Raw genomic sequence first — 13,197 nt, 5'->3', positions numbered from 1 at the left:
AAAAGGGAATGAGCAATGATCATTAGAATAGCGGCAATCTCTTCGGAAGAATTCGTACCAAGGATTAGGAAGAATATCCATGCAGACGCGAATATTCATCTGACGACGTACACATACCAGAATCCTAAAGAGAGTGCGGCTCTGCTTGACCTCATTGATGATTGTGACGTACTGCTGTTTGCTGGACCGCTGCCGTACTTTTTTGCCAAAGAAAAAACGGAACAAAAAAAGTGGCCAGCGGTGTACATTCCATCTGATGAGTACACGATTTCACTTTCGCTGTTTCATACGATGCTGCATGTCCCAGAGGGATTGGACCGAATCTCCATTGATGTGCCAAAGGCTGCGTATATCGAGAAGGTAGCAGAAGAATTGGGTATTCAACCTACGCCTTGGTTCGTAACGGATTACAGCGAGATAGTCGAAGAAGGTGGCACCAGATTTGACGCCGAGGAAGTAATCCATTTTCACCGGGAGCATTGTGAAAGAGAGGAGAGTAAATTTGCCCTGACCGGTGTTGATTATGTGTATACACGCCTGCGTGAGCTGAATATTCCCTGTGCTCCGCTCATCGTTCCAGACAAAAATATTCGAGATGCCATCCAGCAAGCGGTGGCGTACGGGCAACTGAAAATTAGCAAAAATTCGCAGATAGCGGTGGGCATCGCTACGATCAATCAGGCGGACGGCGCAGGCTTTCAGGCAGAAAGCCAAATGCAGGACGCCACGATCAACCTGCTCCAAGAGCTGCTTGAGCTGGTCAAAGAGACCGATGCCTCTATTCAAAAGCTCGGGATGGATCAATTTATTATTTACGGGACGAGAGGCAGTATTGAGCAGATGATGGAATACGGCAAGATCGCCCATGTATTGGAAAACGTCAGTCAGCTGCGGAAGGTCACGGTCACGATGGGCTTTGGGTTCGGTCTCACAGCGAAGGAAGCGGAAGCAAACGCGCGAATCGCGATCTATCATGCGCGAAAAACGCAAGAAAGCAATGCTTATCTCGTGACAGATGAAAAAGAAGTCATCGGGCCTGTGAACACTGAGGCGAAAACCTTTCATTTAAAAAGCGAAAACAAGGCCATTTTGGAGATTGCCGAAAAGTCAGGCTCGAGTGTCGCTACCATTAACAAGCTGATCCAGTATGTAAAGCTGCGACGGGACAATCGGTTTACAGCGACTGACCTGGCCGAATACCTCCAGATCAGCAGACGAAGCTCAGAGCGAACCGTAAAAAAACTGATCGATCATCAGGTGATTGAAGTGGTTGGCGAGGAGCAGCCGTATCAACAAGGACGTCCTCGCGCTGTGTATCGCTTCAATCACCATCTACTCTCTCGTTAGTGAAAACGAATATGTCCCGGTTGTTCCTAGTGAAGGAGCAATTCGGGACCACCTCCATACCATTCTACTTGAACTCATCTACGATCGACTCCTACTAGCACTACCTACTAACCCTGCAAAAAGCACAAATGAAATTAGCGACTATATGGCGACGTGTGTCACGTAAGCAAATGCTTTCCCCGATAAAACAATGCCAAAAAGGAGGCACGCAATGTTACGAAAAAACTTGGATCGCCGTATCAAATACGTCCTGTTCGCTTGCTTACTCGCCTTTTCAGCAGCGGGGTGTACATCTACACCTCCACCCGCCAAAAACGTGGAGCAACAACCAAAAGCTACTACCAGCCTGACGCCAAAAACGGGCGGAACAATCACACTCGGGCTTCCAGCGGAGCCAGATACGTTAGACCCGCAAAAAACAACGATGTCATCGGGAAACTTCGTAGGTGGCTTACTGGGGGGAGCGTTGATGGTCCTCGACCCGTACACCTTTGAGCTGAAGCATCATCTCGCTGAATCGTACACGGTCTCAGAGGATGGGAAGACCTTGACGTTCAAGCTACGCCCTGGAGTGAAGTTTCATGATGGAACACCGCTGACTGCAGCTGTCTTCAAGCAAAGCATAGAGCGAGCAATCGATCCAAAGACCGCTTCACCGGTGGCTGGACAAGATCTGGCCGCCATCGAATCCGTTGGCGCGCCTGATGACGCTACACTGGTTCTTCAACTGAAGGAGCCGTCAGCATCGCTGCTCAGTGCCTTGACTTACGGGGGGTATCAACAGCCGATTTCGATAGAGGTGCTGAAAAAATACGGAAGTGATTTTGGACGAAATCCGGTAGGTGTCGGACCGTGGAAGTTCGAGAACTGGAAGACCGGGGAATCCATTACACTGATCCGCAACGATGACTATAAATGGAGCGCACCGTTTTTGGAAAATCAGGGACCTGTGCACCCGGATAAGCTCGTTATCAAGTTCATCAAAGACAATCAGACTTTGATGGCTGCTCTGGACAGCGGAACCATCGACATCGCGAGTGTATCTGCCAAAGACGTGAAAAAGTACAAGGATGATAAGGAATTCAGTGTTTTGGAAGGGATGCAGCCGGTTGAGAGCTTTATCGGCATGAATTTGGAAAATGAGATTTTAAAAGACATCAATGTACGTAAAGCAATCAATTTGGCGATCAACAAGGAAGCACTAATCATCGCAGATTTGCAGGGAGAAGGAGTGCCTGTCTACGGACCGATTCCGCCTACCATGTTTGGCTACGACAAAGCAGTTGAGGAGTATGGCTACAAATATAACAAGGAAGAAGCGATTCGCTTGCTGGAGGAGTCCGGCTGGAAGCTGGGCGGGCAAGGAATCAGGGAAAAGGGCGGCAAGGTGCTCAGCCTGACGATGATCATCGAAGATCCTAAGCCAGGAGATCAGCTTGTACAAAGCATGCTGAAGGAAATTGGCATCGATCTGAAAATTCAAAGCTACGAAATGGCCACCGCCCATGCGCAGGCTGTAAAAGGTGAATTCGATTTGATGGCAACCTCTCACGGAGACCTAGACCCGAATATTTTGGCGATATTGCTTCACTCGAACCAAATCGGCGGTTTGAACTTTTCCCGTGTGAACAATAAAGAGCTGGACAGCCTGCTGGAAAAAGGCTCGATCACAACAGACAGTGACGAAAGGCAGAAAATATACGCAGCCATTCAGAAGCTCGTTGTGGATGAGGCGTACTGGGTTCCACTGTATTCGGCGAAGACATTCCAGGTCATCAACAATCGGATCCAAGGAGTCAAGCCAAATCCGCTTGCAATACTCACCATCCAGGATATGTGGGTGAACGAATGACGTTTGTGCAGCATCAGTCAAAGGATTTCACTGCCATTTATAGGGGGGAGTCATTGTGAAGAGAAGAAATTTTCGAGCGCGCATCTGGTATGTCTCACTTGTTTGCTTCCTTGTACTAGCCGTGATCGGCTGCAGCCAGTCAGCAAGTCCAACGGCCCAAGGGGGCACCCAGCCCGAAAGCGGAGGAGAACCAAAGCCGGGTGGTACGATCACGCTTGGGCTATCGGCAGAGCCGGATACTCTCGATGTACACAAAACGAATATGTCAGCGAGCGAGGTCGTGACCAGGCTGATTGGGGGAGCGCTCTTGTCCATGGACCCTGAAACGAAAGAGGTCAAACCGTATTTAGCGGAGTCGTACAGCATTTCCGATGACCAAAAGACTTGGACATTTCAAATCCGCTCGGGAGTCACCTTTCACGATGGCACACCACTGACGTCTGCTTCCTTTAAAGCGACCTACGAACGGGCGATTGCACCGGAAACGGCTTCTCCAGGAGCTGGTCCCTTGCTCAGTGTGGTTGAAAAAATCTCTGCCCCAGACGACAAGACACTCATTCTTCAATTGAAGGAGTCGTCTGCCCCGCTCCTGTCGTACCTGATTCAGCCTAATGTGACGCAGCCGCTGTCCATGGCTGCAATCGAGAAGTACAGCAAGGAATATGGGCGAAATCCAGTGGGGGTCGGCCCGTGGAAATTCGAAAGCTGGAAGACAGGGGAATCGATCACGCTGGTCCGTAATGAAGCGTACAAGTGGGCAAAGCCTTTTGCCAAAGTGCAAGGACCGCCGATGCCCGACAAGCTCGTTATCAAATTCATCAAGGATGCGCAAACAACAATTGCTGCATTGGAAAGCGGATCAATCGACATCGCTTCGATATCGGCAAAAGAAGCAAAGGAATACAGGAGCAACGGCAAATTCGAGGTTTTGGAAGCGACGAAGCTGGGTGTTAATTTCATTCAGATGAATCTGGAAAATGAGATTTTGCAAGATCTTCGTGTACGTCAGGCGCTAAACATGGCGCTCAACAAAAAGGCAATCATCCAGGCAGATCAGCAGGGAGAAGGAGAGAGTGCTTTCGGTCCACTGCCGCGGAAGATGTTCGGCTATGATCCTGCTGTCGAAACATACGGCTATCCGTTCAATGTAGAGGAAGCCAAAAAGCTCCTAGAAGACGCAGGCTGGAAGATAGGTACTGGGGGTATCCGCGAAAAGGACGGGAAGCCACTCAGCCTGCAGCTTTTAACCGCTATGAATTCACAAGGAATTCCGTTGATACAAAGCATGCTGAAGGATATTGGGGTGGAGATCAAGGTACAAAACGCCGAGCTGGGCAGTGTGCTGGATTTGTCAGCAAAGGGACAGTTTGATTTGAATGTACTGGGCTACACCGATCTGGACCCCGATATTTTGTATTTGTTTATGCATTCCAGTCAAATCGGCGGTCTGAATCACTCCCACATCCAGAATCCGCAGCTGGACGCTTTACTGGAGAAAAGCCGCACGGTAGTCGATCCAGTTCAGAGACAGCAAATTTTTACAGAAATCCAAAAAATTGCAGTAGAGCAAGCGTACTGGATTCCGTACTCCGAAGAGAAAACCTTCCTTGCTGTGAATAAGCGTGTAAACGGAGTCAAGCTGGACTCGATGTACGGCATTATGCTGGGAGACAGCTGGGTGAATCTGTAAGCAAAAAGATCGCTACATGGAGGATAGAGATGGAAAACAAAGGATGGGAGCAGCAATTTGTAGAGGTAGCACAGCCACTCGTAGAAAAGTGCGGCGTACCAGGGGTTTATGTAGGCTTGAACAAAGACGGTCAAAGTGTCTATCGGCACGGGTTTGGCTATCGGGACAAAGAAAGGCAACTGCCAATTACGCCTGATACGGTGATGGGCGTGGCGTCGATCACCAAGTCATTTACGTGTGCTGCGATCATGCAGCTGCAGGAAGCGGGGAGGCTACGGGTTCATGATCCGGTGCTCACTTATTTGCCAGAATTCCGCACGCCCGACCAGAGTTGCACCGAGAAAATGACGATTCACCACTTTATGACCCATACATCGGGATTGCCGTTATTGCCGACGGATTGCCTGGCAATCAAGGGTTTACCGGATGGGAATATCGAGGACGAGGAGCATCCGATACACAAGCAAATCAAGAAAGAGGATCAGAAGTGGGTGCATACGTACGAAGATTTTATGGAGGTCATCAGCAAGACAGACTTCCAGCTAGTAGGGCAGCCTGGAGCAAGATTCAGCTACTCCAATGATGCTTACTCACTACTTGGCGCCATCATTGAACGGGTAAGCGGGAAGACCTACGAGACGTACATCAAGGAGCATATTCTTCAGCCGGCAGGGATGCAAAATAGCTCGTTCGACTTACAGGATTTGCAGCATTACAAAGAGGTAACGACGATCTATCGACTTAAAACTGAGGCTGGGAACATTGAGGTTTACCCTGATCCTAAGTGGGAGGAAGGCCCCGTTGTGCTCGCTTCTGGTCACTTAAACTCTACCGTCCATGACATGCTGCGCTATACGGAAATATATCGGACAGGGGGGCTGGTCGGTTCAGAACGCATTCTTTCTAAAGAAAGCGTGGAGCAGATGACACATCCCCATGTCCAATCGGGGTATGGTCAGTATTATGGCTACGGATTATTCGTGACGCCGAATTACTACGGAGCTACAAAGCTGGAGCATAGCGGAGGGCTCAAAGGGGTGGCATCGCAGATGGTCATTATCCCCGAGCGAGGAATAACGGGTATCGCGATGGCGAATTTGGCAGAGACGCCAATCATTGAGCTGCTGAACTATGCCGTCCATTCGCTGGAGAACCGTCCTGCAATCTCTCCCTCCGTGCCATTTCCTGCGGAGTGCAGTGTCAATGAAGCGCAGCTGCGGCAGTACACAGGTACGTATCGAGCAGGGGCCAGCCACGATAGGTTAGTAATGATGGAGCAAGGAGCTCTGGTGCTTGATCTGGGCGGCAATAAGGTCTCGCTGCGCCCGATCGGAGATGACTATTTCGTGATGAAGCTGGATGAAGAGGAACAAGCGATCAGGTTTCAAAGAGACGAGAGCGGTAACGTATCCGGCATCTCAGTAGGTGTTCTTTACTTGGTGAAGCTTGTAGATGAAAACGTAAATGATGGGAAAGAGGTGTGAAGGATGAATAGACAAGGTTGGGAAAGCACGTATGAAGAGCTCGCAGAAAAGGTGATAAAGGAGAGCCGGGCACCTGGGTTCGTCATGGGAGTCAATCAAGACGGTAAGAGTCTTTATCGAAAAGGGTTCGGCTACCGCGACGCCGAGCATCAGCTGGAGATTACACCTGATACCGTCATGGGACTGGCATCGGTCACCAAGTCCTTTACGTGCATGGCGATCATGCAGCTGCAGGAAGCCGGGAAGCTATCCGTCCATGATCCTGTTCTCACGTACCTGCCACAGTTTCGGACCCCGGACCGTCAGAAGACAGAGCAAATGACGATTCATCACTTTATGACGCATTCTTCCGGGCTTCCACCACTGCCTGTCGATCTACTCGCGATCAAGCATTCCTTGCTCGATACGCTTCCAGAAGAGGCAAATCCGATACACAGATTTTTGAAGAAGGAAGATCAGAAGTCGATCCATACGTATCAGGAATTTATCGAGGTTCTCTCAAGAGTCGACTACGAATTGTTGGGTACGCCCGGTCAGCATTTTAGCTACTCCAATGACGGCTATTCCTTGCTCGGAGCCATTATTGCTGAAGTGAGCGGCAAACCGTATGACGTCTACGTGAAGCAGCACATTCTTGTACCGGCAGATATGCCGAGCAGTACCTTTCTTTTGAGTGACCTGCCTCGTTATCCAGATGTAACTACGATTTATCACATGAGAGACAATCAAGGTGTACCTGAGCTGTACCCTGACCCTCACTGGGAGGATGGGCCAGCTGTAGCTGCATCCGGACATTTGAATTCAACCATTCGCGATATGCTGAATTACGCTGAAATTTTTCGTACAGGCGGAATGGTCGGCAAAGAACGGATACTTTCTGAAGAAAGTGTTAGACAGATGACCCTTCCTCACATCGAGTGTAACTACAAAAAGTATTACGGGTATGGACTGATGGTGGAGCCTAATTATTACGGAGGAACGCTTCTGAAGCATGGGGGAGCAATCAAGGGCGTTGCGGCTCATTTGAGCATCCTTCCCGAAAGAGGAGTTACAACAATGGCTTTGGCTAATCTGATCGGAACACCGGTGGAAAAGCTGACTTTGGCTGCCTTGAATCTTCTCGAAGGTCGGGAAGCAGACGTGCCTATGGTCACCTATGAAGAATATCGGGCGACGACAAATCGATTCGACGAGTATGTGGGCAGATATGTCTCAGGCGAAGGGATGGATGTCAGCTTAACGGTAGAGGACGGTGCACTGACTCTGATAAACAATACGGCTATTTTTGCAAGCGACAAAGCAGTGAAGTATCCGCTTATGCAGATCGCCGAAGATTACTTTTTGGCCCGTATGGACGGAAGCGAGCTGACAATCGGCTTTACAAACGGAGAAGACGGAAAAGTAAAAGCTGTTGCTTTCGGATATCGACAAATTCCTAAGGTTCTAGCTACGGAGGTATAAACGAAATGAAAATAAAGTCTGTCCAGGTCCATGCCATCAGAATCCCCCTTTTGCGCCCGTTTATTGTTGCATACGCCACCTATTACGAGATGCCTTCTATTATTGTGCGTGTAGAGACCGAGGATGGACTGGTGGGCTTTGGAGAATCTGTTCCCGATCAGCATGTCACGGGGGAGACTTGGGAGGGCACATACGCGCTGCTTGTCCATCATCTGATCCCGACGATCATCGGCGAAAATCCGTTTGACATCGAGCGAATTCACGACTTGATGAACCAATGCGTATACCAAGCACCGGCAGCAAAAGCGGCTATTGATATCGCGTGCTACGATTTAATGGGAAAGGCCGCAGGACAGCCCGTCTATCATTTACTAGGTGGAAAATATCATCCGACTCTGTCCCTGCCATATGTGCTCAGTATTCTTGCGCCTGAGATAATGGCAGAGGAAGCGAAGCAGGCTGTGGCATCCGGATTTGACAGTGTAAAAATAAAGGTAGGCGCCGACCTTTTGACAGACGTACAGCGCATTCATGCGGTCCGCGAAGCGGTGGGGCCGGCTGTGAAGCTGCGGGTAGACGCCAATCAGGGCTGGGTCAATCGCTCCAATTCCTTGCTCGCCCTAGGGCAAATCGAGGATTGTCAAATCGATTGGATGGAGCAGCCCGTCCTGGCCGATGACCTGGAAGCATTGGCAGACATTCGCAGGCAAACGACGATTCCGATCATGGTAGACGAGGGCTTGCTCGGGCCGAGCGAGATGCGGGAAGTCATCGCGAAAAAGGCAGCCGATAAGGTGAACATAAAGCTAATGAAGTGCGGGGGCATCTACCCTGCAAGCAAGCTGGTTCATCAAGCCGAAATGGCCGGGATGGAATGCCAGATTGGCTCGATGCCAGAATCATCAGTGGGCAGCGCGGCAGGAGCTCACTTGTCGATCGCGAAGAAAAATATTATTTCAAATGAATTGGCAGGTCCTTTCATTTTTTCAAAAGATGTGGGGAACCTGACGTGCCAAGGAAACCAGATTGTAGTGAGCGACAAACCAGGATTAGGGATCGAGGTCGATGAAGCGATTCTCGCCGAGTTGACGGTGATGTCAGAGCAAATTCGTTAACGCCTGGAGGTTTCAGGCAAGAGAAAATGAGGAGATGAACAGCCATGCACAGGACAAAAGCGACAACACTTAAAATCGTGGAGACATTAACCAAGGAACAGCTAACGATGCTAAAGGAGCTGGAGCAGGAAGCCTTTGGTGCGCATGGAGGCATCGATGAATGGGTGCTCGTACCGCTTGCCAGACATGGCTGCATCGTCCTTTTTCAGGAAGAGGGAGACTCTCGGCCCGTTGGCGTTTGTGAGCTGATGAGAGATTTTCGCCAGCCCGACAAAGCGTATGTGTACGGGTACTATACTCGAGCGGACAAAAAAGGCTTGGGGTACGGCTACACTTTTTTGGAGAGCTTGCTTGCGCAATTGCGAGAGGACGGATTTTCAAAGGTTTGCTTGACCGTTGGACCGGAAAATGTCGGGGCGGTTGCTCTTTATCAAAAAGCGGGCTTTCAGATTATAGAGACACGTATTGCGGAGTACGGCAGCGGCCACGATCGCTATTACATGGAAAAGACATTGTAAAAGGAGGCACCTCTCAAGATGAAAGGATTTCCTGTCTTTCGGATTAGCGGTACAGCATACGAAAGAGGGAGGCAATTCGGACAGCTTGCCAGAGAACAAATCGTAACGAATCTGCGGGCATATGAACGAGCCTTCCGGGAAGGGGCAGCCATCTCGTGGGAAGAAGCAACAGCATATGCTGCCCAGTTTATCCCATGGATCGAGCAGTACGATGCGGAGATCATGGAAGAAATCAAAGGCATCAGCGAAGGGGCAGGTCTTGATTTACAGGATATCGTTGCCTTGAATGCTCGAAGCGAAATCATTACCAATCTGGGCGGCTCTGCTTCGAAAGCAGACGGGTGCACATGCATAGCGGCAGTCTCGCCTGCTACAAAAAAACAGGAGACGCTTATCGGACAAAACTGGGACTGGGTCAATCTCGTAGCAGATGGGCTCGTAGTTGTAGAAATCGAACAGCCGCCACGACCGACTATTCTCATGATTACGGAAGCGGGTATAGTCGGAAAAATTGGAATGAATGCCAAGGGACTAGCGGTATGCCTGAATTTCCTTCGACACTCGGAAAAATCAGTTGGGGTTCCGATCCATATCATTTTGCGAGGAATATTGAATAGCAGCACGCTGCCTCAGGCGATTCGCCAAATCACGAGACTTCCCCGAGGGACGGCGGCTAATTATTTGCTGGCGCATCGAGAAGGTGAGGCGGTAGGGGTAGAGACTGCACAGGTAAACTACGACGTTCTCTATCCGTTGGAAGGACATATCACTCATACGAATCATTTTGTCAGCCCTCGCATACAGGTAGATGATTCCGTTCGCATGGGGGCCTCCGATACGTATTTGCGGATGGGGAGAGCGACGAAATTGCTGACAGCTGAGCGAGGCAGTATTGACGAGGATTATATAAAGGATATATTTCGGGATCACTTCAGCTATCCGGATGCAATCTGTCGCCATGGGGAAGCGGAGACGAGTGAAGAGGCAGCGCTGCTCGATTGTACGTTGTTCTCCATCGTCATGAATTTGACGACAGGTACCTTTGAATTATCCAAAGGTCAGCCTTGCCAAAGTACGTATGAAAGGTATCATTTTTCTTCGAAGCACGATACCGCCAAACCAATTTTATAAAAGGCATGTCATTAGAGTCGTCGCGTATTTTGCGTGACGACTTTTTATTAGGCGTAACTGGGTAAATAGGGATGTTTATCCTAATTACATTCATTTATTCCAGCAGTGTGTCAGTAAAAGTTAGCCATTCAAACGCTTTTGAGGTTGGCATTAAAATTGCTTTATTTGTTAATGGAGTAAATATTTTGATAATTTATAAAAATCAATCATCGTTTGCCGATGATGAATCAGGACAGGAAGAGAGAATCAATCATTTTTCCACGGAGGTGCAAAGCGATGCAAACAAATGCTGAAGGTAAACAGGATCATCTGACGATTGTGGGTTACGCGGATCAAATCAGCGCAGAGCCTGGACAAAAGCTTAATTTCATGATTAGCACGACCAGTTCTACTTACACAGCAGGTATCGTTCGTTTAAAAGGCGGTATGACTGACCCGGATAGTCAGGAGCTGGAAAGCGAGCCGATCATCAGTGAAATATCAGGGGAATACCCCGGTCGGCTACAAAAGACTTCGGCAGGATCATATGCTGAGCTCCCTCTTCCTTCTGATTGGTTGGACCATGGACAATTCACGGTGCATCTCTGGGCATGGCCGACAAAACCTGCTTCAGGACATAGACAGACTATATGGTCGGCAGGTTCGATGAACGGGAGAGCTGGAGCCGAGCTATATCTGGATACGGACGGGCACCTGACATTTGCGTTGACAGACAAGAACATGGACACGATTCAGGTATCCTCCGAGAATCCATTACACGCCAGAGCTTGGTATGAAATCGTGACCCAATATTCTGCGCAAACAGAAGCACTCTCCCTGCTGGTCACTCGTTGCGATGGTTGGACTGCTGCAGATGAAACCCAGCTAGTAAAGGTAAACGCTAGGCTGGATTTCTCAGATGTCATCGCATCGCGTGTACTGCTTGCCGCAGCTCCAAATGAAACCGATCAGCTTTATCAGCACTATAACGGTAAAATCGGGAATCCTAGCTTTTTCCGGACCGTATTTGATTCTACCAGCCTAAAGGAGCTTTCAGCAGGAGCAGACCCTATGATGATCGCGGGAGACATGCTCGTCGCTCACTATGATTTTGGGACCAAGATCTCTTCCTCTCAGCTTGTGGACCGCTCCAAAAACGGCTACCACGGAATTCTTTATCAAGGGCCGACACGTGCTGTTACCAGTCACTTATGGAACGGTGAGCACCTTGAGTTCACATCCGCACCTAAGCACTATGCCGCAGTACATTTCCATGATGATGACATTGCAGATGCTGGTTGGGAAGTGGATATCAGCTGGGAAGTACCCAATCATTTGCAGAGCGGGGTATATGCCCTTAAGCTCATGGCTGATGATAAAACAGATTACATCCCGTTTTTTGTACGGCCAACCCTCGGTGCAGCTACCTCTCCAGTCCTGTTTCTGGCCCCGACCAATACCTATTTGGCCTACGCCAATGAAAGATTATTCGAGCTGGGACTTGAACCTCTCATGGGGCACGAGCTAAAGCTCTCTTCGCAGGATCGTTACCTGATAGATCATCCAGAGCTGGGCAAATCAATCTATGATACACATAGCGACGGAAGCGGGGTTCATTACTCCTCACGCTTACGGCCGATCATGAATATTCGTCCGCACTACCGGAACTGGCTGAATGGTGCAGTTCGTCATCTGGCCGCCGATCTCTACATTACCGGCTGGCTGGAGAAACGAGATGAGGGCTATGATGTCGCAACGGACGAAGACCTTCATAGAGACGGACTTGAGCTGCTCTCCTGTTATAAGGTACTTGTCACTGGCACCCATCCTGAGTATTGGACACGATCTATGATGGAGACGCTGCAGAAATATTTAGCGAACGGCGGAAGGCTCATGTATCTGGGGGCAAACGGCTTTTACTGGGTGACCAGCATTGATCCGCAGCAGCCACATCTGATTGAAGTACGTCGTGGCAACGCAGGAACACGTTCATGGGAGTCGCCGCAGGGGGAATTGTATCACAGCTCGACAGGTGCATCAGGAGGATTGTGGCGTCACAATGGCTTTGTTCCCCAAAAGCTGGTTGGTATCGGTTTTACAGCCCAAGGATGGGGACCAGGCAGCGGATACAGGCGCTTGCCGGACAGCAACAGCCCTGCTGCCAGCTTTATCTTCGAAGGAATTGGTGAAAACGAAGTAATCGGTGACTTTGGTTTGGTCATGGGCGGAGCTGTAGGTGACGAAATTGACCGTCTCGATTTTGAGCTTGGGACACCGCTTCACACACTGTGGCTCGCTACTTCCATTGGCGTTGACAACCGCTACCAGCTCGTACACGAGGATCAGCTGTTCACATCACCTGGCCAAGGAGGCGAGGAGCACCCACTGGTACGGGCAGATATGACGTATTTTGATATTAAGGGTGGAGGTGCCGTTTTCTCCGTTGGCTCTATCAATTGGGCGGGGAGTATGGCCTGGAATGAATACAACAATAATGTAGCTCGCATCAGCGACAACGTATTGAACCGCTTCCTAGATAAATGAGTGGAGGGAGAAGCCCCGTCTAATGTGGGGTTTCTTTTCTTTTTTTTTTGTGCTTTTCCAAAGTATTTTCTCTCAT

The 13,197-nt window shown here is 49.6% G+C and carries 9 protein-coding genes; all 9 read left to right on the top strand.

Features of this window, described 5'->3' with window-relative positions:
* Positions 1-15: 15 nt before the first annotated feature.
* A complete protein-coding gene (locus tag SB752_RS16725; protein ID WP_410716749.1) occupies positions 16-1,347 on the top strand; it encodes a transcriptional regulator in 1,332 nt (443 codons plus the stop codon).
* A gap of 211 nt (positions 1,348-1,558) precedes the next feature.
* Positions 1,559-3,199 (top strand): ABC transporter substrate-binding protein, encoded by a 1,641-nt coding sequence (locus SB752_RS16720; protein ID WP_410716748.1) that lies wholly within the window; start codon positions 1,559-1,561, stop codon positions 3,197-3,199.
* Between the two features lie 55 nt (positions 3,200-3,254).
* Positions 3,255-4,889, top strand: a complete 1,635-nt coding sequence (locus SB752_RS16715) for an ABC transporter substrate-binding protein (protein ID WP_410716747.1) — start codon at positions 3,255-3,257, stop codon at positions 4,887-4,889.
* Between the two features lie 29 nt (positions 4,890-4,918).
* Positions 4,919-6,373, top strand: a complete 1,455-nt coding sequence (locus tag SB752_RS16710) for a serine hydrolase (protein ID WP_410716746.1) — start codon at positions 4,919-4,921, stop codon at positions 6,371-6,373.
* A gap of 3 nt (positions 6,374-6,376) precedes the next feature.
* Entirely contained in the window at positions 6,377-7,834 is a 1,458-nt protein-coding gene (locus SB752_RS16705; protein WP_410716745.1) for a serine hydrolase, read from the top strand.
* A gap of 5 nt (positions 7,835-7,839) precedes the next feature.
* Positions 7,840-8,949, top strand: coding sequence for a mandelate racemase/muconate lactonizing enzyme family protein (locus SB752_RS16700; RefSeq protein ID WP_410716744.1), 1,110 nt, complete (start codon positions 7,840-7,842; stop codon positions 8,947-8,949).
* Between the two features lie 44 nt (positions 8,950-8,993).
* Positions 8,994-9,467 (top strand): GNAT family N-acetyltransferase, encoded by a 474-nt coding sequence (locus SB752_RS16695; RefSeq protein WP_410716743.1) that lies wholly within the window; start codon positions 8,994-8,996, stop codon positions 9,465-9,467.
* An 18-nt stretch (positions 9,468-9,485) separates the two neighbouring features.
* The gene (locus SB752_RS16690) at positions 9,486-10,598 is read left to right on the top strand and encodes a C45 family autoproteolytic acyltransferase/hydrolase (protein WP_410716742.1); all 1,113 of its coding nucleotides are present in this window, start codon (positions 9,486-9,488) and stop codon (positions 10,596-10,598) included.
* 276 nt (positions 10,599-10,874) lie between these two features.
* A complete protein-coding gene (locus tag SB752_RS16685; RefSeq protein ID WP_410716741.1) occupies positions 10,875-13,121 on the top strand; it encodes a N,N-dimethylformamidase beta subunit family domain-containing protein in 2,247 nt (748 codons plus the stop codon).
* Positions 13,122-13,197: the final 76 nt, after the last annotated feature.

The sequence above is a fragment of the Brevibacillus sp. SIMBA_040 genome (assembly GCF_046535075.1).
Lineage (GTDB): Bacteria > Bacillota > Bacilli > Brevibacillales > Brevibacillaceae > Brevibacillus.
Note: the sequence above shows the minus strand (reverse complement) of the source record. Positions and strands in the feature narration are given on the sequence as shown.

Coding starts and splice junctions, on each gene's coding strand:
- SB752_RS16725 (WP_410716749.1), top strand. CDS start 16: ATGATCATTAGAATAGCGGCAATCTCTTCGGAAGAATTCGTACCAAGG.
- SB752_RS16720 (WP_410716748.1), top strand. CDS start 1,559: ATGTTACGAAAAAACTTGGATCGCCGTATCAAATACGTCCTGTTCGCT.
- SB752_RS16710 (WP_410716746.1), top strand. CDS start 4,919: ATGGAAAACAAAGGATGGGAGCAGCAATTTGTAGAGGTAGCACAGCCA.
- SB752_RS16705 (WP_410716745.1), top strand. CDS start 6,377: ATGAATAGACAAGGTTGGGAAAGCACGTATGAAGAGCTCGCAGAAAAG.
- SB752_RS16700 (WP_410716744.1), top strand. CDS start 7,840: ATGAAAATAAAGTCTGTCCAGGTCCATGCCATCAGAATCCCCCTTTTG.
- SB752_RS16695 (WP_410716743.1), top strand. CDS start 8,994: ATGCACAGGACAAAAGCGACAACACTTAAAATCGTGGAGACATTAACC.
- SB752_RS16690 (WP_410716742.1), top strand. CDS start 9,486: ATGAAAGGATTTCCTGTCTTTCGGATTAGCGGTACAGCATACGAAAGA.
- SB752_RS16685 (WP_410716741.1), top strand. CDS start 10,875: ATGCAAACAAATGCTGAAGGTAAACAGGATCATCTGACGATTGTGGGT.